At 65.4% G+C, this 23,781-nt stretch carries 20 protein-coding genes and 1 pseudogene; 12 read left to right on the top strand and 9 right to left on the bottom strand.

All coding sequences use genetic code 11. The features are described 5' to 3' along the window. Window positions 1-95: 95 nt before the first annotated feature. The 4 genes from ISF28_RS23450 to ISF28_RS23435 all read left to right on the top strand — a co-directional run bounded on the left by ISF28_RS23450 (window position 96) and on the right by ISF28_RS23435 (window position 6,238). Window positions 96-1,355 carry a glycerate kinase type-2 family protein gene (locus tag ISF28_RS23450; RefSeq protein ID WP_229519325.1) on the top strand — a complete coding sequence of 420 codons (1,260 nt, stop codon included), beginning with the start codon at window positions 96-98 and terminating at the stop codon, window positions 1,353-1,355. A 130-nt stretch (window positions 1,356-1,485) separates the two neighbouring features. After that, entirely contained in the window at window positions 1,486-2,916 is a 1,431-nt protein-coding gene (pyk, locus tag ISF28_RS23445; protein WP_198119586.1) for a pyruvate kinase, read from the top strand. Between the two features lie 66 nt (window positions 2,917-2,982). Next, complete coding sequence (locus tag ISF28_RS23440; protein ID WP_198119585.1) at window positions 2,983-3,807, top strand: isocitrate lyase/PEP mutase family protein; 825 nt, start codon at window positions 2,983-2,985, stop codon at window positions 3,805-3,807. Window positions 3,808-3,973: 166 nt separating this feature from the next. Continuing rightward, window positions 3,974-6,238: a TonB-dependent receptor gene (locus ISF28_RS23435; RefSeq protein WP_198119584.1), complete on the top strand. Its 2,265-nt coding sequence runs from the start codon at window positions 3,974-3,976 to the stop codon at window positions 6,236-6,238. Between the two features lie 4 nt (window positions 6,239-6,242). Here ISF28_RS23435 and ISF28_RS23430 read toward each other — a convergent pair whose 3' ends face one another. Further along, window positions 6,243-7,166, bottom strand: a complete 924-nt coding sequence (locus ISF28_RS23430) for an AraC family transcriptional regulator (protein WP_307727467.1) — start codon at window positions 7,164-7,166, stop codon at window positions 6,243-6,245. Window positions 7,167-7,264: 98 nt separating this feature from the next. Between ISF28_RS23430 and ISF28_RS23425 the strand changes: the two genes are divergently transcribed. Together ISF28_RS23425 and ISF28_RS23420 are read left to right on the top strand one after the other, a co-directional pair. Further along, window positions 7,265-8,683: a cytochrome P450 gene (locus tag ISF28_RS23425; RefSeq protein ID WP_198119582.1), complete on the top strand. Its 1,419-nt coding sequence runs from the start codon at window positions 7,265-7,267 to the stop codon at window positions 8,681-8,683. Then, window positions 8,680-9,282, top strand: coding sequence for a hypothetical protein (locus tag ISF28_RS23420; RefSeq protein ID WP_198119581.1), 603 nt, complete (start codon window positions 8,680-8,682; stop codon window positions 9,280-9,282). The genes ISF28_RS23425 and ISF28_RS23420 overlap by 4 nt, the downstream gene beginning before the upstream one ends. Window positions 9,283-9,321: 39 nt before the next feature. Here the strand turns inward: ISF28_RS23420 and ISF28_RS23415 are convergent, their stop codons facing one another. From ISF28_RS23415 to ISF28_RS23400, 4 genes are read right to left on the bottom strand one after another with little or no spacing between them, the layout of a single operon-like run. After that, entirely contained in the window at window positions 9,322-10,572 is a 1,251-nt protein-coding gene (locus ISF28_RS23415; protein WP_198119580.1) for a M20 family metallopeptidase, read from the bottom strand. Window position 10,573: 1 nt separating this feature from the next. Beyond that, complete coding sequence (gene uraD, locus ISF28_RS23410; protein WP_198119579.1) at window positions 10,574-12,346, bottom strand: 2-oxo-4-hydroxy-4-carboxy-5-ureidoimidazoline decarboxylase; 1,773 nt, start codon at window positions 12,344-12,346, stop codon at window positions 10,574-10,576. A gap of 8 nt (window positions 12,347-12,354) precedes the next feature. Beyond that, window positions 12,355-13,299, bottom strand: coding sequence for an allantoinase PuuE (gene puuE, locus ISF28_RS23405; protein ID WP_198119578.1), 945 nt, complete (start codon window positions 13,297-13,299; stop codon window positions 12,355-12,357). Window positions 13,300-13,315: 16 nt separating this feature from the next. Further along, window positions 13,316-14,050 (bottom strand): GntR family transcriptional regulator, encoded by a 735-nt coding sequence (locus ISF28_RS23400; protein WP_198119577.1) that lies wholly within the window; start codon window positions 14,048-14,050, stop codon window positions 13,316-13,318. 123 nt (window positions 14,051-14,173) lie between these two features. On the opposite strand from ISF28_RS23400, the gene uraH reads away from it, so the two are divergent. The 6 genes from uraH to ISF28_RS23370 all read left to right on the top strand — a co-directional run bounded on the left by uraH (window position 14,174) and on the right by ISF28_RS23370 (window position 19,333). Beyond that, entirely contained in the window at window positions 14,174-14,533 is a 360-nt protein-coding gene (gene uraH, locus ISF28_RS23395) for a hydroxyisourate hydrolase (RefSeq protein WP_198119576.1), read from the top strand. A 204-nt stretch (window positions 14,534-14,737) separates the two neighbouring features. Further along, a complete protein-coding gene (locus ISF28_RS23390) occupies window positions 14,738-15,979 on the top strand; it encodes a urate hydroxylase PuuD (protein ID WP_198119575.1) in 1,242 nt (413 codons plus the stop codon). Between the two features lie 154 nt (window positions 15,980-16,133). Continuing rightward, the gene (locus tag ISF28_RS23385; protein WP_198119574.1) at window positions 16,134-17,663 is read left to right on the top strand and encodes a nucleobase:cation symporter-2 family protein; all 1,530 of its coding nucleotides are present in this window, start codon (window positions 16,134-16,136) and stop codon (window positions 17,661-17,663) included. Further along, window positions 17,660-18,502, top strand: a complete 843-nt coding sequence (locus ISF28_RS23380) for an outer envelope protein (RefSeq protein WP_198119573.1) — start codon at window positions 17,660-17,662, stop codon at window positions 18,500-18,502. The genes ISF28_RS23385 and ISF28_RS23380 overlap by 4 nt, the downstream gene beginning before the upstream one ends. 235 nt (window positions 18,503-18,737) lie before the next feature. Next, the gene (locus ISF28_RS23375) at window positions 18,738-18,989 is read left to right on the top strand and encodes an AbrB/MazE/SpoVT family DNA-binding domain-containing protein (RefSeq protein ID WP_198119572.1); all 252 of its coding nucleotides are present in this window, start codon (window positions 18,738-18,740) and stop codon (window positions 18,987-18,989) included. Continuing rightward, window positions 18,983-19,333 (top strand): type II toxin-antitoxin system ChpB family toxin, encoded by a 351-nt coding sequence (locus ISF28_RS23370; RefSeq protein WP_198119571.1) that lies wholly within the window; start codon window positions 18,983-18,985, stop codon window positions 19,331-19,333. The genes ISF28_RS23375 and ISF28_RS23370 overlap by 7 nt, the downstream gene beginning before the upstream one ends. Window positions 19,334-19,523: 190 nt before the next feature. On the opposite strand, the gene ISF28_RS23365 is transcribed toward ISF28_RS23370, so the two are convergent. The 4 genes and pseudogenes from ISF28_RS23365 to ISF28_RS30690 all read right to left on the bottom strand — a co-directional run. After that, the gene (locus tag ISF28_RS23365) at window positions 19,524-20,951 is read right to left on the bottom strand and encodes a hypothetical protein (protein WP_198119570.1); all 1,428 of its coding nucleotides are present in this window, start codon (window positions 20,949-20,951) and stop codon (window positions 19,524-19,526) included. Window positions 20,952-21,208: 257 nt separating this feature from the next. Next, window positions 21,209-21,583 (bottom strand): hypothetical protein, encoded by a 375-nt coding sequence (locus ISF28_RS23360; RefSeq protein WP_198119569.1) that lies wholly within the window; start codon window positions 21,581-21,583, stop codon window positions 21,209-21,211. After that, the gene (locus ISF28_RS23355; RefSeq protein WP_198119568.1) at window positions 21,580-21,963 is read right to left on the bottom strand and encodes a hypothetical protein; all 384 of its coding nucleotides are present in this window, start codon (window positions 21,961-21,963) and stop codon (window positions 21,580-21,582) included. Before ISF28_RS23355 ends, ISF28_RS23360 begins: the two co-directional genes overlap by 4 nt. A gap of 474 nt (window positions 21,964-22,437) precedes the next feature. Next, a pseudogene (locus ISF28_RS30690) lies at window positions 22,438-23,371 on the bottom strand (IS21 family transposase); the annotation flags it as partial. Window positions 23,372-23,781: the final 410 nt, after the last annotated feature.

The raw sequence follows: 23,781 nt of genomic DNA, 5'->3' as shown, positions 1-23,781 counted from the left end.
TGGGCACCCCGTGCCCACCATGCGTCGCCGGGATACATGCGTTTGGTGGGCACGGGGGTGCCCACCCTACCACGACAATGACGACAAAAAATACGATGAATCCGCGCGAACTGCTGTCCAACATGTTCACCGCCGCCGTCGACGCGGCCCAGCCCGCGCTCTGCATCCCGCGCAACCTGCCGGCGCCGCCGAAGGGCCGCACGGTGGTGATCGGCGCCGGCAAGGCGTCGGCCGCGATGGCCCGGGCGCTGGAGCGCAGCTGGCCCGGTCCGCTGTCGGGCCTCGTCGTCACGCGCTACGGCTATGCGGTGCCGTGCGAGCGCATCGAGATCGTCGAAGCCGCCCACCCGGTGCCCGACGCGGCCGGCCGCGAAGCCGCCCAGCGCATGCTGCGCACGGTGCGCGGCCTGTCGGCGGACGACCTCGTGATCTGCCTGATCTCCGGCGGCGGCTCCGCGCTGCTGCCGCTGCCGGGCGAGGGCGTCACCCTGGAAGACAAGCAGGCGATCAACCGCGCGCTGCTCGCGTCCGGCGCCAGCATCACGGAAATGAATTGCGTGCGCCGCCACCTGTCCTCCATCAAAGGCGGCCGGCTGGCCGCGGCCTGCCACCCGGCGCGCGTGGTCAACCTCCTGATTTCCGACGTCCCGGGCGACAACCCGATGGACATCGCGTCCGGCCCCACCGTGGCCGACCCAACGACGTGCGCGGATGCGCTGGAGGTCGTGCGCCGCTACGGCATCGACCTGCCGGCGGGTGCGCGGCGCCTGCTGGAGTCCGGGGCCGGCGAGACCGTCAAGCCGGGCGCGCGCCGCCTGGAAAACGTGACCACGCACATCGTCGCGTCGCCGCAGATGGCGCTCGAGGCGGCGGCGGACGTCGCGCGCAAGGCCGGGGTCACGCCGCTGATCCTCGGCGACAGCATCGAAGGCGAGGCGCGCGACGTGGCCAAGGTCATGGCCGGCATCGCCCTGCAGGCGCGCCGCCACGGCCAGCCGGTTGCGGGGCCGTGCGTGCTGCTGTCCGGCGGCGAGACGACGGTCACCATTCGCGGCGACGGCCGCGGCGGGCGCAACGTGGAATTCTTGCTGGCGCTGGCCGTCGCGCTGGACGGCGCGCCCGGCATCCATGCGCTGGCGGGGGACACGGACGGCGTCGACGGCGCCGAGGAAATCGCCGGCGCCTTCGTCGCGCCGGATACGCTGGCGCGCGGCTGGGCACACGGCATGCCGCCGCGCGCGAGCCTCGAGAACAATGACGCGCACACGTTCTTTCGCGCGCTGGGCGATTCGCTGGTCACGGGGCCGACGCTGACCAACGTGAACGATTTTCGCGCGATCTACGTCGAGGCGTAGTCAGTCGTAAAGTCAGTCGGGGTCAGAGCGCAAGCGTGAAATTCGCGCTCTGACCCCGAATCAATAGTCAGTCGGGGTCAGAGCGCACCCCCGAAATTCGCGCTCTGACCCCGAGTTAAAAGGATCGACCATGCCACGCCAACGCCGCGCCCGCATCCTGGCCACCCTCGGCCCCTCCAGTTCCACCCCCGATCAGATCCACGCGCTGGCGCTGGCCGGCGCCGATGTCTTCCGCCTCAACTTCAGCCACGGCAGCCACGCCGACCACGCCGCGCGCCACGACGCCATCCGCGGCGTCGAGCGCGACGTCGGCCGCCCCATCGGCATCCTGATGGACCTGCAGGGCCCCAAGCTGCGCGTCGGCCGCATGGCCGGCGGCGGGGCGAAGCTGGAGGCGGGCGGCCGCTTCCGCCTCGACCTCGACCTGAAGGACGGCGACGCGACGCGCGCCGGCATGTCGCATCCGGAGATCTTCGCGGCGCTGCGGCCCGGCACGGACTTGCTGCTGGACGACGGCAAGCTGCGCCTGCGCGTGGACGCCTGCGGCCCCGACTTCGCCGAGACCACCATCATGGCGGGCGGCCTCCTGTCCGACCGCAAGGGCGTCAACGTGCCCGGCGTCGTGCTGCCGATTTCGCCGCTCACGCCCAAGGACCGCGCGGACCTGGCGTTCGGCCTCGAACTGGGCGTGGACTGGGTCGCGCTGTCGTTCGTGCAGCGGCCCGGCGACATCGTCGAGGCGCGACACCTGATCGGCGAGAACGCCTGGATCATGGCGAAGCTGGAAAAGCCGGCCGCCATCGATGCGCTGGAGGACATCGTCGCGCTTGCCGACGGCATCATGGTGGCGCGCGGCGACCTCGGCGTGGAACTCGCGCCGCAGCAGGTGCCCGTGCTGCAGCGCCGGATCGTGCACGCCGCGCGCGCGGCCGGGCGTCCGGTCGTCGTCGCCACGCAGATGCTGGAGTCGATGACGGCCGCGCCGGTGCCCACGCGCGCCGAGGTGTCCGACGTGGCCACCGCGATCTACGAAGGCGCCGATGCCGTCATGCTGTCGGCGGAATCCGCGTCCGGCCAGTACCCGGTGCAGTCGGTGACCGTGATGGACAACGTGATCCGCGAAGTGGAGCAGGACCCGCGCTGGCGCGATGGCCTGGACGCGAGCCACCATCCGGCCGACAAGACCAATGCGGACGCCATCTGCTGCGCGCTGCGCCGCGTGACGAACCTGCTGGCCCCGGCCGCCACGGTCACGTACACGGCCAGCGGCGCGACGTGCCTGCGCGCGAGCCGCGAGCGTCCGACCGCGCCCATCGTCGCGCTGACGCCGCGCACGAGCATCGCGCGCCGCCTGGCGCTCGTGTGGGGCGTGCATCCGGTGCCGTTCGAGGAAGCGCAAGGGTTCGAGCGCATGGTGGCGGACGGCGTCGCGGCCGCGCAGCGCTGCGGCCTGGCCGATGCCGGCGACGACGTCGTGGTGGTGGCCGGCTTCCCGTCCGGCCGTCCGGGCACGACGAACCTGCTGCACGTCGTGCGCGTGGGCGAAGAGCCGGCGCCGTGAGTTTGTGCGCATCTTCGCACGGCCAGGGATGGTAACGTGGTGGTCCCCCACCGACAGGAGATGCCCATGAAGACCCAAGCGGAAAAATCGCAAGCGTTCGTCGAACTGCACCGGCGCGGCAACTGCTTCGTCATCCCGAACCCGTGGGATGCCGGTTCGGCGAAGCTGCTGCAGCACCTGGGCTTTGCGGCGCTCGCGGGCTCCAGTGCCGGCTTCGCATTCTCGAAAGCGAAAACGGATCCGACCATCGCGGTGCGCGACATGCTGCCGCACCTGGCCGAAGTGGCGGCGGCGACGGACCTGCCCTTGAGCGCCGACCTGCAGTCCGGCTTCGGTGCGTCCGCCGACGATGCCGCCCGCACGATCATCGAGGCGGCGGCGACGGGCATCGTGGGCGGGTCCATCGAGGACGCGACCGGGGATCCGCACGATCCGCTGTTCGACATCGGCCTGGCCGCCGACCGCATCCGTGCGGCGGCCGAGGCGGCGCGTGCGCTGGACGTCAAGTTCATGCTCACCGCGCGCGCGGAAAACTTCCTCGTCGGCCGTCCGGATCTCGACGACACCATCCGCCGCCTGCAGGCCTACCAGGAGGCGGGTGCGGACGTGCTGTTCGCGCCGGGCCTGCGCGCGCCGCAAGACATCGCGGCCGTCGTGCGCGCGGTCGACCGGCCCGTCAACGTCATGATGGGCATGGCCGGCATGCGGTTCACGGTGGCCGAGCTGGCGCAGCTCGGCGTCACGCGCGTGAGCGTGGGCGCGTCGCTCGCGCGCGCCGCGTACGGGGCGCTTGTGCGCGGCGCGCGCGAGATCCTGGAGCAGGGCACGTTCGCGTATGCGGACGATGCGCTGTCCGGCGCGGACCTGAACCGGATCTTCGCGCCGGACTGAGTTGTACCGGAACGGAACACCCGGTGATCCGGATTGGCGCAGTCGGGTGCCCGCTGCCTGCCGGTTTGCGTGCGGACGCGTGCTGGAATGGTTCGTGCAGTGATGGTCTTCAGACCGGCGGGACACGCCGGCATCGACAATCACGGAGACAGGGACACCATCCACCATGGCCTATCGCACGCACTTGCGGCGGACCGTATTCGCCGTTGCCGCGGCCTGGCACGGCAGCGCCGCGGCCGACCCGCCGATCGCCGTCGTCGAAGTCGTCGGCACGACGCCGCTGCCGGGCCTGGACGTCGCGCGCGAACGGATTCCGGCCAACGTGCAGACCCTGGACGATGCGGCCGTCAACGGCCCGGACGGCGCCACCTTGCCGGACGCGCTGAACCGGCGCCTGGGCAGCGTGGTCGTCAACGACATCCAGGGCAATCCGTTCCAGCCGGACGTCAGCTACCGTGGCTTCACCGCGTCGCCGCTGCTCGGCACGCCGCAAGGTCTGTCCGTCTACGTGGACGGCGTGCGCATGAACCAGCCGTTCGGCGACGTCGTCAGCTGGGACCTGATCCCGCGCGCCGCCATCGCGTCGCTGGCCTTGATGCCCGGCTCGAATCCGTTGTTCGGATTGAACACGCTGGGCGGCGCGCTGGCCGTGCGCACGAAGGATGGCCGGCACGACCCCGGCACCGTCGTGTCGGCGCGGGCGGGCAGCCATGGCCGCTTCGAGACCGGATTCGAGCACGGCGGACACGATGAACGCGGCCTGCACTGGTACGTCACGGGCACGGCGTTTCGCGACGGCGGCTGGCGCGCCGACTCGCCCACGCGCCTCGGCCAGTTGTTCGGCAAGGCGGGCTGGCACGATGGCGCGACCGACGCCGCAGCCACCATCGCGCTGTCGTCCGGCCGCCTGACGGGCAACGGCCTGCAGGAGCAGCGCCTGCTGGCGCGCGATTACGCGAGCGTCTACACGACGCCGGACGTCACGCACGATCGTGCCGTCATGCTGAATCTCACCGGCAGCCACGCCGTCGCGGACGACGTCCTGCTGGCGGCGAACGCGTACTGGCGCCGCATCCGCGCGTCCACTGTCAACGGCGACTTGAACGACGACGCGCTTTCGGGTGCACCCCATCCCGGCCTGCTCAACCGCACGGCCAGCTTGCAGACGAACGCCGGGGCGGGCGCGCAGGCGGCGTTTTCCGGCCGGCTCGCGGGCCATGCGAACGAGCTGACGGCCGGCGCGGCCATCGACGCGAGCCGCGTGGACTTCCGCCAGGGCGCGCAATTCGGCGACCTCACGCCGGACCGCGGCGTCGTCCCGGTCGACGTGTTCGACGACACGCTGGCGGTCGACCTCACGGGCCGCACGCGCACGTGGAGCGTGTATGCGACGGACACGTTCGGCGTGCGCGATGGCCTGCACATGACGCTGTCCGGACGCTACAACGCGACGACGGTGCACAACCGCGACCACATCACGCCGGGCGGGGGCGGCGGTTCGCTCGATGGCGACGATCGCTACGGCCGCTTCAACCCGGCGGCCGGCGTCACGTGGTCGCCGTCGCGCAGCGTCAATGCCTATGCGGGCTACAACGAGGGCAGCCGCACGCCGACGGCCGTGGAACTGGGTTGCGCCGATCCGGCGCATCCGTGCAAGCTGCCGAATGCGATGGCGGGCGATCCGCCGCTGAGGCAAGTCGTCACGCGCACATGGGAGGCGGGCGTGCGCGGCCTGCTGCACGGCGTCCACTGGAACGCCGGCGTGTTCCGCGCGACGAACGTCGACGACATCCTGTTCGTCGCGGACAGTACGGCGGGCTTCGGCTATTTCCGCAACTTCGGCAGGACGCGGCGCCAGGGCGTGGAGCTGGGCGCCGACGGCCGCGCCGGGACGTGGACGCTGTCGGCGCACTACACGTTCCTGCGCGCGACGTACGAAAGCGGCGAGACGATAGGCGCCGCCGGCAACAGCAGCGCCGACGCCGACGGCCGCATCGCGATCCGGCCCGGCGACCGGCTGCCTTCGATGCCGCGCCACGTGTTCAAGGCGCATGCCGGCTGGCGGATGTCGCCGGCGTGGTCGGCGGAGTTGGGGATGCTCGCGGTGTCCGACGCGACGGCGCGCGGCAACGAGAACGGCCTGCACCGCCCGGACGGCATGGGGTTCCTGGGCAGCGGCAGGACCGCGGGCCACGCCGTGTTCGACCTCGGCACGACGTTCCGGCCGACGCCGCGCCTGCGCCTGTTCGCCCGGGTGGACAATCTGTTCGGCCGCCGTTACGCGACGGCGGCGCAATTGGGCGTGACGGGCTTCACGGCAGCCGGCGCGTTCATGGGACGGGTGCCGGACGATCGTCTCGTGCACTCCACCTTTTTCGCGCCCGGCGCGCCGCGCACGGTCCGCTTCGGACTGCGCGGCACGTTCGAGTAAAGCTTCACACCCACAGGCGGTACATCCAGAACGACTCGTCCTCGACGAAGCGGCGCGCGAATTCGGCCGGCGCGAAGCCCGTGATGCGGCGCACGGCCCGCGTCATGTGGGCCTGGTCGGCAAAGCCTTCGTCCAGCGCCATGGCGGCCCAGTCGACCGGCTGGCCCGCCTCGTGGCGGTCGCGCGCGGCGAAGAACAGGCCTTCGGTGCGTACGATGGCCTGCCACTCGCGCAGCGAGCGGCCGCTGAACGATTTGATGCGGCGCTCGACGTGGCGCGGACTGTGTTCGCGCCGCCATTCGTGCGCCTGCCATGCGAGCCGGTCGACCCAGTACCGGCCGAGCTGGCGCAGCGAGGGCTGGTCCGAATCGCGGCCGCGCAGCGCCTGCCAGCGGCGCGCGAGGTGATGCTCCAGCACGCCCATCAAGTCGGCGTCCGCGCTCGCGCGCAGCGCGTTCCAGAGCGGCGCCCACGTGGCGTCCATGACGTCGGCCGCGGGCACGAAGCGGTCCTGGATCCGTCCGAGATCGAGCCCGAACAAGGCCTGCGCGGCGTCGGCACGGAAGAACGCCATGCAGCCGTGTCCCGTCGTCGGCGCCCAGCTCGTGCAGGGATGCGCCTGCGTGCCGGAGACGACGCACTGGGCGCCGAACGATTGCCATTCCGGCCCATGGGGGCCGTGGCCGATGCAGCCGACGTCGGCGTCGCGAAACCATGACAGGGTGACCAGCGGCGACGATGGGAAGTGCGACAGGCGCTGGGCCGCGTCGAGATCCAGGGCGCGCGTGTCGCGCCCGGCCAGCGCGACGAGCGCACCCTGCAGCGAAGGCGGCGCCAGGCGCAGCCAGTCGGTGGTTCGTCCGGACGGCGCGGCGATGCGCGGCGCGCGCGCAAGGGGATCGGGGCAGGAGAGGGACTGGATCGGCATCATCGCGCAAGTATAGCAACCATGCAACCATGCAACCATGTCTGTCCATGTCGTTTCCGTTCAATACCGCGCCGCACCGCGGATCTAGAATGGATGCCATGAAAACGACCACGCCCCCATCCTGCCCCTTCCACGCCGGCGCGGCGAGCACCGCGGCGGTTTCTCATCCACCCGGCACATGGCCGCCCGGACCGCCGGCCGGCCTGACGGGCTGGCGCTTCCTGCTCCAGATGTCGAGCGACCTGCTCGGCGCCTGGTCCGGCTGGCAGCGCGACTACGGCGACCTGGTGCACCTGCCCATCTGGCCCGAGCACCAGGTCATCGTCTCCGATCCGCAACTGGTGCGCGAGCTGCTCGTCGACCATCACGACGCCCTGATCCGCTGGGAACGCGGCATCGCCGTGTTCGCGCAACTGCACGGGCACAGCACATTGACCTCCGAGGGCGCCGCGTGGCGCACGAAGCGCCAGGCGCTGCAGCCCGCGTTCACGCCCAAGGCCGTCCAGGCCTTCGTGCCCGCGATGGCCGCCGCCGCCGATGCCGCGTTCGCGCAGTGGCCGACGACTGATGCGGCGTGGCCGATCGAGAGCGCGTTCACGTCGCTGGGCATGGACGTGATCATGCGGATGACGTTCTCCAGCGGGATCGCGGCCGACGCGCGCGCGGCCGAGCAGGCCGTGCACGACGTGACCGTCGCGGGGAACGCCGAACTGTATTGGCCCGCCAGCTGGCCGGACTGGATGCCGTGGAAACGCAGGAAGCGCCGGGCGCTCGCCACGCTGAACCGCCTGATCGACGGCCAGATGCAGGCCCGCATGCGGATGGCGCCGTCGGACTGGCCCCAGGACCTGCTCACGCGCCTCCTGGTGCTGCACCGGGAGGATCCGGCGGCGTGGCCGCTCGAGGCCGTGCGCGACGAGTGCATGACGGCGTTCCTGGCCGGCCACGAGACGACGGCCGCGACGCTCACGTGGTGGTCGTGGTGCATGGCGGCGCACCCGGATGCGCAAGCGGCCGCGCGCGCCGAGGTCGACGCCGTGCTGCAGGGCAGGGCGCCCACGGCGGCGGACCTGCCGGCGCTGGACTACCTGGGACGCACCCTGCAGGAGACGCTGCGCCTGTACCCGGCCGTGCCGGCGCTGCTCTCGCGGCGCGCGCTGCGCCCGATCACACTGGGCGGCTGGCAGCTGCCGGCCCGCACGATCTTCGCGATTCCCGTGCACCTGATGCACCACGACGCGCGCTGGTTCCCGGAACCGCAGGCGTTCCGGCCGGAGCGGTTCGCGCACGGCGCGCCGCCGATCCCGCGCGGCGCCTTCATGCCGTTCGGGACCGGACCGCGCGTGTGCCTGGGGCAGCATCTGGCGTTGGCCGAAATGACGCTGCTCGCCGCGATGTTCCTGCAGCGGTACACCGTCGAGGTGCCGGCGGGGATGGCGCCGCCACGGCCCGTCTTCAACATCACCCTGCGGCCGGCCACGCCGCTGGCGTTGCGGCTGACGGCGCGCACGCGATGAATGCGCCGCGCAGGCTGCACCGGGCCGCGGCCGGTGTGCTGGCCGTGTTCCTGGCGGTGCACATCGCGAACCACCTGGCGGCGTTGGGCGGCGTCGAGGCGCATGTGCAGTTCATGGAGCGGGCGCGGCGTGTGTACCGGCAGCCGGTCGTGGAAACCGTGCTGCTGCTCGGCGTCGTGCTGCAGGCGCTGAGCGGCCTGCGCATGGTGTGGACGGGGCGGCACCGGCGGCGGGGCGCGCTCGCCTGGCTGCAGGCGGGATCGGGCGCGTATCTGGCACTGTTCCTGGTCATCCATGTGACGGCCATGCTGGCGGGCCGCGCCATCGGCGGGCTCGATACGAATTTCTATTTCGCGGCGGCAGGGCTGCACGTGTGGCCGTTCGTGCTGTTCTTCGCGCCCTATTATTTTCTCGCCGTCGCCGCGCTGTTCGTCCACGTCGGTTGCGCGCTGCGGCGGGGGCAGGCCCTCGTCGCGTGGATGTCCGGGGCCGGCATCGTCGTCGCGGCGCTGATCGTGGCCGTGCTGATGGGGGCGATGGTTCCGGTCGCGATTCCCGCCACCTATCTGCGGACCTTCGGCGTAGTGGCATCCAGCTGAACCGTGGGGTGGACGGCGCCGCGCCCACCCCGCGACCGCTCAGTCGAGCAGGTCGAACAGCGTGCGCGCGACGACCTTGGTGGCGCGGCGCAGGTCGTCCAGATCGATGTGCTCGTCGGCGCGCTTGGCATTGCTTTCGCCGACGGTGCGCGGGCCGCAGCCGTACAGCACGGCCGGCACGCCCGCTTCGCCGAACAGGCGCGCGTCCGTGTACAGCGGCGTGCCGGCGGCGCCGATCTCCTCGCCAAAGACGTTGGTGGCGTGGCGCGACAGGGCGTCGACGAGGGGCTTGTTGCCGGGCAGCGGCTGCAGCGCGTTGGCCAGCAGCAGGCGCTTGATCTCGACGGTGATGCCCGGGCAGTCGGCCACGGCGTCCTGGATCACCTTGCGGATCGTCGCTTCCACTTCGGCCGGATTCTCTTCCGGGATCATGCGGCGGTCGAGCTTCAGCACGACCTTGCCCGGCACGACGTTCGTGTTGGTGCCGCCCTCGATCAGGCCCACGTTGAGGTACGGGTGGTTGATGCCCTTGACCTGGCTCTTCACCTGTTTGTACTGCGTGTTCTGGTCGTACAGCGCGACGAGGATGCGGGTCGCGGCCTGCAGCGCGTCGACGCCGGTCTCCGGCACGGCGGCGTGGCCCATCTTGCCGTTGACCGTCACTTCCATCTGCAGGCAGCCGTTGTGCGCCGTGACGACCTGGTAGCTGAAGCCCGCCGCGATCAGGAGGTCCGGCTTGACGAGGCCTTGCTGCAGCAGCCAGCCCGGACCCAGTTCGCCGCCGAATTCCTCGTCGTACGTGAAATACAGTTCGATGCCGCCCTTGAGCGGGGCGCCCAGCGCTTCCAGCGCGCGCGTGGCGAACGTGAAGGTGGCGAAATCGCATTTGCTGACGGCGGAGGCGCGGCCGAACAACTGGCCGCCCTCGACTTCGCCGCCGTACGGATCGTGCGTCCAGCCGTCGCCCGGCGGCACCACGTCGCCGTGCGCGTTCATCGCGACGGTGCGGCCCGGACCGTATTTGCGGCGCACGATCAGGTTCGTGATCGTCTCCAGGCCGGCGGCGTGCACGGTCGGCGCCGGCACCGCGTGTTGTTCAGCGTCGAAGCCGAAGGCGCGCAGCAGGTCGGCCGTGCGTTCGGCGTGCGGCGCGTTGTTGCCGGGCGGGGTGTCGGTCGGTACGCGCACGAGCTCCTGCAGGAAGCGCACCTCCTCGTCGAAGTGGGCGTCGATCCAGGCGTCCAGCGCGTCGTAGGGCGTGGTCGCGGTGTTGTCGTTCGTCGTGGTCATGTCAGAGGTCCGTGGCAAGTTGGTCGAGAAGGGCCTGGAAGGCCTGGACGCACAGGTCGGCGTCGTCGTTGGTGATGGATTCGAGCGGGTTGTGGCTGATGCCCGCGTTCAGCCCGCGCAGGAACAGCATGGCCTGCGGCAGGATGTCGTGGAGTTTCATGGCGTCGTGGCCGGCGCCGCTGGGCATGCGGAACACCGGGAGACCCAGCGACTCGACGGCCCGTTCCCAGCGCTGGCGCCAGGCGTCGGCGCAGGGCGCGGCGGCGGCGCGCATCGTTTCTTCGAGCGTGTACTGTAGGCCGCGGCGCGCGCAGATCGCGGCCAGTTCGGCCTGGATGTCGGCGGCCGCGGCGTCGCGCACGGCGTTCGTCGTCGCGCGCACGTCCAGTGAGAAGCGGCAGCGGCCCGGCACGACGTTGATGGAACCGTTGGGCACTTCCAGCATGCCGACGGTGGCGACGAGGTCGGCCACCGCGCCGCCCCGCTTTTCCGCGAACAGCACCAGTTCGGCGGCGGCCGCCGCCGCGTCGCGGCGCATCGTCATGGGCGTCGTGCCGGCGTGGCTGGCGACGCCGACGATCTCGCCCACGAATCGCACGCTGCCGTTGATCGACGACACCACGCCCAGCGGCAGGTCGAGGTCGTTCAGGACCGGACCTTGTTCGATGTGCGTCTCGACGAAGCCGAGATACCTGGCCGGATCGCGTTTCAACGCCGCGATGTCGGCGACGTCCAGGCCGGCGTGCTGGATGGCGTCGCGCATCGTGATGCCGTCCGCGTCCGTCTGGGCGAGCCAGGCCGGATCGAACGCGCCGCACAGCGCGCCCGAGCCGAGGAACACGGCTTTATAACGCTGGCCTTCCTCTTCCGCGAAGCCGACCACTTCGATGCCGTAGGCCAGGCGCTTGCCCTGGCGGTGCAGTTCGCGCACGCATGCCATCGGCACGAGGATGCCCAGGCGGCCGTCGTACTTGCCGCCGTTGCGCACGGTGTCGTAGTGCGATCCGGTCAACAGGCGCCGCGCGGCCGGCTCGGCGCCGTGATAGACGCCGACGACGTTGCCGACGGCGTCGATGGTGACCTCGTCGAAGCCGCAGTCCGCGCGCATCCACTGCGCCAGTTGAAAGGCCGTGGCGCGGTGCGCGTCAGTCAGGTACGTCACGCACAACTCGCCGCGTTCGGCGTAACCCGGTTCGCTGTGGACGGCGAGCTGTTCGTGCCAGTCCCACACGAGGTTGCCGAGGACGGGCTCCTGGCCGAACTTGTCGTCCAGGCGGATCTCGGCGATGCGGTGGATGTTGCGCAGGGCCTCGGCGAATTCGAAGTCCGGCCCGTTCGCGAGGCGTCTCGCGAACGTGGCGATGATCTCGGCCTTTGGAAGGCCCAGGCCGCGCGGGCCGCGCACGGCGAGGATGAACGGGAAGCCGAACTTGGCGTTGTAGTCCGCGTTCAGCCGCTGGATCGTCGCGAATTCCGCCGGCGTGCAATTCGTCAGGCCGGCCTTGTTCTGTTCATTCGTCGATTCCGCCGTCAGCGACTTCGCCACCATCGCCTTGCCCGCCAGTTCCGGGTGGGCGCGGATCAGGCCCAGTCGTTCGTCGCGCGAAGAGTCGCGCACGGCTTCCACGAGGCCGCGCTTGAGTTGCGCCAGGGTCGCGAACGGGCGCTTGGCCCAGGCGCGGCTTGCGATCCACGGCGAGTGTTCGTACACGCCGTCGAGCAGCGCAGTGAACTGCGCCTCGTCGGCGCCGTTGAGTGTCTCCAAGGTCAGCATTTGTCGTCTTACTCCCACGCGAATGCGGTGTCGGGGTTGTAGGGATGCGCGCTCTTCCAGTGGCGCGCGATATCGATGCGGCGCGTGACCCACACGCGGTCGTGCTGTTCGATGTAGTCGAGGAAGCGCTGCAGCGCACGGAAGCGCCCCGGGCGTCCCAGCAGGCGGCAGTGCATGCCGATGCTCATGACCGACGGGCGCTCGCCGCCTTCCTGGTAGTGGACGTCGAATGCGTCGCGCAGGTAGGCGAGGAACGGGTCGCCGTGCGAGAAGCCCTGGGGCAGGGCGAAGCGCATGTCGTTCGCGTCCAGCGTGTAGGGCACGACCAGTTGCGGCGCCTGCGTGCCGTCCGTCTTGCGCACCTTGAGCCAGAACGGCAGGTCGTCGCCGTAGTAGTCGCTGTCGTATTCGAAGCCGCCGTAGTCGGCGACGAGGCGGCGCGTGTTGGGGCTGTCGCGGCCCGTGTACCAGCCCAGCGCCCGTTCGCCCGTCAGGCGTTCGATGGCGTCCATGCCGCGCGCCATGTCGGCGCGTTCCGTCGCTTCGTCGACGTTCTGGTAGCTGATCCAGCGCCAGCCGTGGCAGGCGATCTCGTGCCCCAGTTCCTTGAACGCGGCCGTCACGTCGGGGCTGCGCTCGAGGGCCATGCCGACGCCGAAGATCGTCAGCGGCAGGCCGCGCTTCTCGAATTCGCGCAGGATGCGCCAGACGCCCACGCGCGAGCCGTATTCGTAGATGCTCTCCATTGACAGGTGGCGGGCGGGGAAGGACGCCGGGTTGAACATCTCGGACAGGAATTGCTCGCTGCCGGCGTCGCCGTGCAGCACGCTGTTCTCGCCGCCTTCTTCGTAGTTCAGGACGAATTGCACGGCGACGCGGGCCCGGCCCGGCCAGTCGGCGTACGGTTGCTCGCGGCCGTAGCCGGCGAGGTCGCGTGGATAGGGTGTGGTCATGGTTGCTCGTTCGGGTTCACGGGTGAAGGATGTCGGCCAGGTCGACGCGCTGCGGATCGAGGTGCAGGTTGTGCTGGACGTTGGCCAGGTGTTTCGAGACGAGCCGCACGGCCGCCTTGACGTCGCGCTTCTCGAACGCGTCGACGATGGCCACGTGCTCGTCCAGCGATTCTTCCGCCGACTGCGACGACTGGCGCATCAGCGCGATCAGCGAGGAGCGCGTCAACAGTTCCGACAGCATCTGCACGAGCACCTGGTTGCCGAGCATCTGCGCCAGCACGAGGTGGAAGTCGCCCAGCAGTCGCGTGCGGCCCGGCACCTCGGCGTTGTTGACGGCCGCGCGTTCCAGCTCCAGGTGCTCGCGCAGCTGCCGGATCTGGGCGTCGGTGATCGTCGCGCACAGCTGTTTCGTCACGGCCGTCTCCAGGATCGCGCGCACCTCGAACACGTCGTTCGCTTCCTCGGCCGTGGGCGTGGCGACGAAGGCGCCGCGCGCCGGCTCCAGCACGACGAGGCGGTCGCGCGACAACTGGTTGAACGCCTGGCGCACGACGGTGCGCGACACCTCGAAGATGTCGCCGATCTTCTGCTCCGACAGCTTGGTGCCCGGCATCAGGCGCCGTTCGGCGATCGCGGTGGTGATGGCGTCGACGATGCGCTGCGTGGCGCTGCCGGATGGCGCGGCCGCGGGCGTATCATCGGCTTCGCGGGTCAGGGGGACGATCTTCAGGGGTTGGCGGGCTCGGCTCATGGTGGCCTCAGTGTGGATAAGAACAATAAGTGATTGACATCGTGTTTGAAGTGTATACACTTTTCCAAAAAAAGAAAACACAAAGTGTATGCAATTTTTCTCAACTCCAAGAAAGGAAAACAGATGGGACACCTCAGCACCCACGTGCTCGACACCATGAACGGCTGCCCGGCCGCCGGCATGCGCGTGACTCTGGAAGCGATCGACGCCGGCGGCGCCGCGCGCACGATCAAGACGCTGACCCTTAATAGCGACGGCCGCAACGACGGCGGTCCGCTGCTCAACGCGGAGGCGATGGCCGCCGGCCGCTACCGCCTGACGTTCGCCGTGGCCGCGTACTTCCGCGAGAAGGGCGTCAGCCTGCCGGAACCGGCGTTCCTCGACGTGGTGCCGCTGGAATTCGGCATCGCCGACGCGGCCGGCCACTACCACGTGCCGCTGCTCGTCAGCCCGTGGTCGTATTCGACCTACCGCGGCTCGTAAGCGCGCACCGTTGTTTTTCTCATAAAGTCATACCTTTTTTCGAAAAGATCGTATACAGTTGTCGTGTCGCCGCGGAGCGCACCGGCATCGGGCTTCGGCCCTGGCCCGGTGGTTGCGATGATTTGCCCCTCACAGAGCCCGCTGTGGTGATGGGACAGCCTGGTGCGTCGCCTGCGCCATGCTTCCTTTGTTTTAGAGGCTCTCATGGAATCCTATCTGCTCGACTGGGTGAATCTGCTATTGCGCTGGACCCACGTCATCACCGCGATCGCCTGGATCGGCGCATCGTTCTACTTCGTCTTCCTCGACAACTCGCTGACCAGGCCGACCGCGCCCGACCTGGTGGAGAAGGGCGTCGACGGCGAGCTGTGGGCCGTGCACGGCGGCGGCTTCTACCACCCGCAAAAATATCTCGTGGCGCCGAAATCCATGCCCGAGGGCCTGCACTGGTTCTATTGGGAGAGCTACGCCACGTGGCTGTCCGGCTTCGGCCTGTTCACCGTGCTCTACCTGTTCAATGCCGGCACCTTCATGGTCGACAAGCAGGTGCACGACTGGACGCCGGGCGCCGCCGTCGCCACCGCGCTGGGCTTCCTCGTCGCGTTCTGGCTCGTGTACGACACTATCTGCCGCACGTTCGGCCGCAGGAAGAACGGCGACGCCATCGTCGGTGGCTTCGTGTTCGTGTCCGTCGTGTTCGCCGCCTGGCTCGCGTGCCAGCTGTACGCCGGCCGCGCCGCCTTCCTGCTGGTCGGCGCCATGCTGGCCACGTCGATGAGCGCCAACGTGTTCTTCTGGATCATCCCGGGCCAGCGCAAGGTCGTCGCCCAGCTCAAGGCCGGCCAGCCGGTCGACCCGATCTACGGCTGGCGCGCCAAGCAGCGCAGCGTCCACAACACGTATTTCACCTTGCCGGTGTTGTTCGCGATGCTGTCCAACCACTACGGCTGGCTGTACGCGAGCGACAACAACTGGGTCGTGCTGGTCCTCATGATGCTGACGGGCGCCCTGATCCGCCAGAGCTTCGTCGCCCGCCACAAGGCGCTGGTGCACGGCAAGCGCGTCCCGTGGGAATACGCCGGCTTCGGCGTGGCCGCGCTGCTGGGCCTCGTCGTCTACCTGGTCCCGAAACCCGAGATCGACGCGTCGGCCATCGCCTCGGCCGCGCCGGTGAACGCGGCTGCCGGCGGCGCCACCGCGCAGAACGTCAGCTTCCAGCAAGTGAAGGGCGTCGTCGCCCAGCGCTGCTCGATGTGCCACTCGGCCGTCATGGCCAGCAAGGGCATCTCGTTCGACTCGGCCGAGTCGATCAAGCGCCACGCCCAGCAGATGTACCAGCAGGCCGTCGTGCTCAAGCTGATGCCGCTGAATAACGCCACCCGGATCACGCCGGACGAGCGCAATCTCATCAAGCGCTGGTACGAAGAGGGCGCCCCTGTCAACTGACCCGTTGTACCCTGTCCGCGGCCCGCTCGGGGCCTCCCGGACACGCCCGGGCGCCCGGCCCAAGCAGCCGGCGCGCGGCGGGCGGCATGCTTCTTTTGGTTTCGAACGCAGTACCGCAGTACACGCAGTTCATAAAACATATTAGGAGACTAGCATGACCCAGCCGTCCCGCCACCCGGTGGACGAACGGCTGCCCCTCGCACGCCTCGGCGCGCTCGGGTTGCAGCACGTCCTCGTCATGTACGCCGGCGCCATCGCCGTCCCGCTCATCGTGGGACGCGCGCTCAAACTTCCCCCCGAACAGGTCAGCATGCTGATCTCGGCCGACTTGTTCTGCTGCGGGATCGTCACGTTGATCCAATCCCTCGGCCTGACATCGTGGTTCGGCATCCGCCTGCCCGTGATGATGGGCGTGACCTTCGCGGCCGTCGGCCCCATGGTCGCCATCGCGCACGCCGTCCCCGGCGTCGACGGGGCGCGCGCGATCTTCGGCGCCGGCATCGGCGCCGGTGCCGTCGCGCTGCTCATCGCCCCGCTGATGAGCCGTTTGCTGCGCTTCTTCCCGCCCGTCGTCACGGGCACGATCATCCTGATCATCGGCGTCACCCTGATGCGCGTCGGCGTGGGCTGGGCCATGGGTGGTCCGGACGGCGCGGCGCAAAGCGTCGACACGGTGAAACTGGCCGCGATGGTCGACGCGGCGCGCGCGAGCGCGGCGCAGGCGGCCGCCACGCTGCCGCCGGGCGCCGCGGTCCCCGCGCTGAAGCTGGCCGGCCCCGTGCCGATGACGCCGAACCCGAACTACGGTGCGCTCGACCACCTCGGCATCGCCGCCTTCGTACTGGCCGTCGTGCTGTGCCTCGTCCGGTATTGTCGCGGCTTCCTGGCCAATATCTCGGTCCTGCTGGGCATCGTCGCCGGCTGCGTCGTCACGTTCGCGGCCGGCGAGATGAACTTCGACAAGGTCGGCAAGGCTGCCTGGTTCCAGGTCGTAACGCCGCTGGCGTTCGGCGCGCCGACGTTCGACGTCGTCATGATCGTCACGTTCGCCGTCGTCATGATCGTCGTGATGATCGAGTCGACCGGCATGTTCCTCGCGCTGTCCGAACTGACGGGCAAGGACCTCGACCGCAAGCAGCTGGCGGCCGGCCTGCGCACGGACGGCCTGGGCACGCTGATCGGCGGCTTGCTGAACACCTTCCCGCACACGAGCTTCTCGCAGAACGTGGGCCTCGTGGCCGTCACGGGCGTCAAGAGCCGTTGGGTGTGCGTGGCGGGCGGCTGCATCATGATCGTGCTGGGCATGCTGCCGAAAATGGCGGCGCTCGTGGAGGCCATCCCGCAGTTCGTGCTGGGCGGCGCCGGCCTTGTCATGTTTGGTATGGTTGCCGCAGCGGGCATCCGCATCCTGACCCGTGTCGACTTCCGGAGCAACCGCTTCAACCTGTATATTGTCGCGCTATCGATCGGCTTCGGCCTGATCCCGCTGGTGGCACCGCGCTGGGCCCAGCAGATGGCCCACAGCCTGCATCCGTTGCTGGAGTCGGGCATCGTGCTGACCGCCGTCGCCGCGGTCGCACTGAACCTCTTCTTCAACGGCACCCGCGACATCCCGGCCGAGAGCCATACGGATGCCGGCGCCACCAACAACCACCCAACTATCGTCCAAGGGAGCAAAGCATGAAAAAGACCGTCCTGACCATGGCGCTGTGCGCGTGCGCGGCAACGTCCGTCCAGGCCGCCGAGTGGAGCGACACCTCGATCGGCTACCGCACCGGCAGCCGTTTCCGCGAGCCGTTCAACGGCGCCGACATCCACAAGGACATCCTCGACGTCAACCACGCGAGCGGTTACGCGTACGGCACGAACTTCTTCAACCTCGACGTCCTGCTGTCGAACAAGACCGACCCGTCGGCGCCGGGCGCAAGCGCGGGCGCGCAGGAGTTCTATCTGCTGTACCGCAACACGGTGTCGCTGTCCAAGGTGACCGGCAACCCGTTCGCCTACGGCCCCGTGAGCGACGTCGGCATGACGTTCGGCTTCGACGTCAATACGAAGGACGACGCCGGCTACAACTCGAAGAAGCGCATGCTGGTCGTCGGCCCGACGTTCTCCTTCAAGGCGCCGGGCCTGCTGAACGTGGGCATCTACGGCCTGTGGGAAAGCAATGCCCCGACCAACGAGTTCACCGGCGTCTCCACCCCGCGCTACCGCTACGACACGCACCCGATGCTGGGTGCGGTGTGGGCGTTCCCGGTGGGCGGCTCGGGCTGGTCGTGGGAGGGCTTCGCGAACTGGATCGCCTCCAAGGGCAAGGACGAATTCGGCAACCAGACGGCGCCGGAAACGAACATCGACATGCAACTGCTGTACGACGTCGGCCCGCTGCTGGGCGCCAAGCCCAAGACCTTCCGCGCCGGTTTCGAGTACCAGTACTGGCACAACAAGTTCGGCAACGACAGCAAGCATGTGCCGGGTGCGTCGGCCAGCACGCCGATGGTCAAGGCTGAATACCATTTCTGATTTCTGACTTCTGATTTGCGAGCAGGGCGGGGCGGCACGGCGGTGCCGGCCTGTCGTTACCGGCGGCGCGCTTGCCTTGGGGCGGCGCGCCGTTTTTCGCGTTGCCGTCGCCGGAGGCGGCTGCCATGCCCGCTGAACTTGTTTGGATCGGCTTTTGACGCGTATCTACATTGTAGAATGCTCTTTTCGGACCAATTGTTTGAGGATACAATGTATCTACACTGTAGGAGCGACTATGGAACTTGCGATTCAAAAATGGGGCAACAGCGCAGCCGTTCGGCTGCCGTCAACTTTATTAAGTCAACTTGGTGTCGCACTCGGGGACAAACTGAGTGCTGATATGCGACCGGATGGCCTGGTATTGCGGCCCGCACGCAAAACTTATTCGCTCGCCGACCTGATGGCGCAATGTGACCTGAAGGCGGCGCCTCCCGTAGACGCGGCGAGCTGGGAAGGGGCGAAACCGGTGGGCCAGGAAGTATGGTGAGGCGTACCGCGTTCAATCGTGGGGATATCGTTCGCGTGAACCTCAATCCGACTGTCGGACGCGAGCAGCCAGGCGATTTCCGTCCCGCGCTTGTGCTCTCGCCGGCTGCGTTCAATCTCATGGGTGTGGCGCTGGTTGCTCCGATTACGCAGGGCGGCGATTTCGCTCGCTATGCGGGCTTCGCGGTACCTCTGAGTGGATCGGGCACCGAGACACAAGGCGTGGTGTTGGTGAACATGATTCGTATGATGGACTTGGCCGCCCGCGGCGCCAAGAAAGTGGAAACTGCACCGGATGTCGTGGTCGAAGACGCTCTGGCCCGAATACGGGCGATTCTCGAATAAGCAGAATCCGCAATGTCCGATATTCAGATATTCAAAAGACGAGTGCGCCAACCGTACGGGCTTGCCTGTGTAGCGGTTTGGTCATTGAACTGCCGGTGAAAAATCGGATTGGGACAGTGTACGCAAAACGCGCCGAGCCTTGAAGACCGGCCAACTATGGATGGGAATATGATCCCACCGGTCTGTGCACCTATACATCTTCCTGCATAGCCTCTTCCTCCTTACCGCCCGTTTCTCCCAAAACGTTCGCTTCTGCGCTTTGGTATTCGGATTTCTTGCCGGTTTGAGCCTTATTTTTACGTTTGGCATATACAAATGCACCGATATTCCCGCTTAAATATGATTTCAACATCTCGATCTTCAGATAGGTCCTGGCCTCGTACAACTCATGATCGCTATACAACAAGTCGTTTGCGGATGCAAATGTTACATCTTTTGCAAGTATGCCGATTTTCGCAAAATCCAGTCGTTCTGCATAGATGCTACTGATCCGATTAAAAAGGAAACGAAATGCTGAGTAACATACAGCCAAGATTGAGCCGCATATTGTTAAATAGGGCAGTCGTGTAACAAATACTGTAAGCAGGTCAAGATTAGGTTGCTTGACATATTTTACGGAGAGATCAACTGCACCCATCAAAAGCTGCGTTGTTAGGATAATAATAATAGCTAGCGGCACAATACTAAGTCCGATGAATACCTTACTTTGTTTGGCTCCGTGATCAGAGAACGAGGAAAATTCTTCAGAGAACAAATTGACGTTGCTGCTTAGTTCTCTAAGTCTAGTCTCCTTTTCTGATGTTTCGACAGCTAGTTCTGTTAGGCGTTGCTTGCCTTTTGTGATCTCGCCCTCTATGTTGCGTACCGTCGTTTCGCCTCCACTTATTTGATCAATAAGGCCCTGTTTCTTACTCTCAGAACGGCCGATATCGTCTTTGAGCTTCCTCAGTGTCTCGTTAGACTCAAGGATGGCCTGCTGGCACTCGTTTAGTTGGTCTTGCAGTGTTTCAAGCTCAGCGTTCTTCCGGCTTTCTAGTTCATCAACTGCCGTTTCTCGGTCAATGAGTTCCTGTTGTAGCCTCAACAGTTGATTTCTCTCGCGAGAAAGCTCATCCGCAGCTGATTTTTTTAAGCCGACTATTTTTTCTAATGAATGCGTAAGGACTTCGAAGTCGTCAATATTAAAACCGCAAATCTTGATTCTGTTTATTTCCAAGGTGCGCTTGGAAAATAGCTCGAAAAAGCTCGGCTGAAGGTAAATGGAAATGCCAGACGTAACGCAGCTTACGGGAAATGCGGCTATTGCGGAGAGAGTCTGGTGATTCAGTTTCTTTCGAACGTTGCGGTTATGAATGGCTTCATATACAACTAGTTCGATTTCGGCCCCGGCAATGGGTTTTGAGAATTCAATCTCAACGTTATCCACATAAGCTGGTTCAATGAAGGTGATCTCATGGGGATTGCCGGACTTGATCGAGAATGGCTTAGCATTAGTGCCTAAAGTTCTAGTGATCCCGCCGTTAAGCTTGCTGACGAATTCTGTCGGAAAAACAGATAGATCAGGTACTTCGATCTCGGCTAATTCCTTCAGCGTTTTCTCGGTCGTTTCAAGATTCATGGTAATTTCTGTCCTGGCTAAAGCAATGATATCGTTAAATTCTAAATTTAATTTCTTTTGCTAAAAGTTCGCCTAGCTGATCGCTTTAACCGAAATTTTAAAAACCCGGTGCAACTTACATAAGACTTGGATTGATCAACGAAGAATGCAGGGCAAATTAGGGGGGAGTTATGTTTCCGATTGGGTCGCGCGAAGATCGGCGGCTCAGATGGCGATCTAGCATTTTGAGCGCCACCGTTTTTTTCAGTGTTCGCTGATTATGGAAAACCGAATAACTTTCTTGCCTGTGTCGACTTGCCTTCTACCAGTCTTGCTAATGTAACCAACTGCGTGAAATCAATGCTAAATTCGTCTAAGGTCGCCACTAGAACACCGTTTTGGATAAATACGATTTCTACCTTGTATTTTTCGATCGCAAAATCCCAGTCAGGATCTGGATACTTCTTCTCCACAAGAAGTATTTCGTAAAAATCAGACGCGTCTCGTGAGTAGTCGGTCTTAAAAATTCGATAGACTGCTGAAGGTTGGAAAATTAAACTTGACGCATATTGATTGCCGACAATAGACCAAGACAATTGATTATTCTGGGTTCTTTGTAAAATATCGTCAAAAACAAGTTGTTCGTTACTCATGGCGTTACCTCTGCGTGTAGAGTCCTTAGATTGATGAGTAAACCTTGGAGTACTTTTATGTCTGGAGATGGGGCTTCTGCTTGCTTTTTAGCCTCAACGTACGCTTTGTTAACTCGTGAAGAAAATCTTAAGTCAAACCAGCTATAGCTGGTCTCAAACGCGTGGACCAACACTTTTATCTCGGCAGTAAGCTGCTTTATATTTGCTTTCATTTCCGCTTCTCTCATTGCTGAAACTAGCGAGGCAAGGCGTTGTTGAAAACGCGATGCGATCACTGCGTCACGTACAGACTTTGCCAATAGAAGGGTGGCAACGGTTAAAGGAATGCTAATTAACGAAGCCCAGGATCCCCAATACCCGACTGCCTCTAAATAGGTCATGCTCAATCCTTATAGAAGTGCTTTATGGTAATTCTTTCGAAGTAGTATTGAACCAACGAAGGCATTTATAATAAGTCGCGAAAAAATCGACATGTATGTTCCTCTGGCTTACATATACCAATAGTGGCATATCTAGTGAGTATAAGCAACGTTGTTAGATAGCTAGCATCGGCGAGCGCGCTTAAAGACGGTTTGAGAGCTCACCGGAAACGCTTCCTGTGTAAAAGCGACGAGCCGAGCGCAACGTACATATTCGCTTGACACGTCGAGCCGTTGCTCGTGATCGCGGACCACGCGGCGATAGCGCATCAGCGATTACGAATGTGCGCTCGCCGACTCAGCGCCACGATCGGACTTAGAAGTCGTCCTGGCTCAGCAGGCCACGTACGGCTTCGATGGTAAAATTGAGATTGGTCGCCTTGTCCAGCAAGGTGCGCTGATCATAGGCGGCATCGCCGAACAAATGCTTCACCCATGGCCAGCGATGTGGGCCCTGACGCTGCGGAAGCGAGCCATCTCGTAGCGGTGCGGCGGCAGCGGCGGCAAGGCCGGCGCGTCGATCTCGGCGAAGGTGCTGGCGCGGCGACTTGGCAGTTTCTGGAATGGATTGTCGTTCAGCCTTGCGAGCAAGTCGCATTGCCACATTGACCTCGTGCACGCTGGCGAACTGCTGTTGGCGGAGTCGCGCGTTAATCCAGCGCTCGACGATTTGCTCTGCCGATTCGGCCTTGGCCCTGTCTCGCGGATGGTAAGGACGTGCCGACAGGATCGAGGTGCCGCAATAGTGCGCGAGGTCGAGCACGGTGTCGCCGCCGCGCAACTCGCAGCAGTTGGCGTCCGAGATCATTGCCTTCGGATTGTCGGGGGACAATTAACCGCGTCGCGCCGCCGCAGAAGCTCAGCGCGCGCGTCGTGGGCTCATGCCAGTCGGCCATCGTCCGCCAGTGCGGTGCTCGGCCCGGCATAGTCGATGAACATTTTCTCGCCGGTGCGGTGAACCTGACGCATGGAACGCTTGAACTGCGTGGCGAAGCGCCGGTGGTTGTCGCAGAACTGCGAGGATGCGTAGGTCTGGGCCGTCGGCGTAGTCCGTCTGATGCTCCTCCCGCAGCAGCATCAACGTGATGTCCTTGCGCAGCAGTTCCCGATGCAAGCGCCCGTAGTCGGGCTGTACGAAATCCCGCGCCTTCCGGGAACTGGCCATCAGGCGCCGCTGAAGAGCAGTCTCGTCCATGGTTTGGACTACGGGGCAGTCGAGACCGGCGGCAGCGATCAGGCCCACCTATTTCGTGACAACGCCTTTCGACAGGTCCAGTGCATCGGCAATCTGCTGATGCGACAGTTTGGCGTCGAGCTTGAGTCGTAATACATCCTTGATCCTATGCATTTTAATCCTTGTTGCGGCCACGCTTTACCATTCGAAAAGCTGCGAGCGCACGCGTTTGGTCGCACAATGCGCAACAGCATTATTGCGAAATACGATGCCGTTCCGGCATCGCGACCGCTGATTCCGGAAGATGCCCGAATCGGACACGTTCGCCCGGAATGGGCGGTGACGTTGCGCTGGAATGATTGGCTACGATGCCGGAATCACTGGCCACGTCCGTCTGGAATTCCCATTTTTTAAGCAGGCTTTGTACAACGGAAGGTTGAGCGACTCCGACGACGAGTTACGCCACAAGATCGCACTCGCGGTCAAGCATAATCCAGGTACGGACTTGGCCTTCTCGACCTACGAGTCTGACGGAAGCTCGCCCCAGTAGTTCGCGTATGCTGGTGTGATGCCCGTTGTTTGATGACCCGGAAAACGCGGGCGCC

It is taken from the genome of Massilia rhizosphaerae (genome assembly GCF_016093545.1).
Taxonomy (GTDB): domain Bacteria; phylum Pseudomonadota; class Gammaproteobacteria; order Burkholderiales; family Burkholderiaceae_D; genus Telluria; species Telluria rhizosphaerae.
Note: the sequence above shows the minus strand (reverse complement) of the source record. Positions and strands in the feature narration are given on the sequence as shown.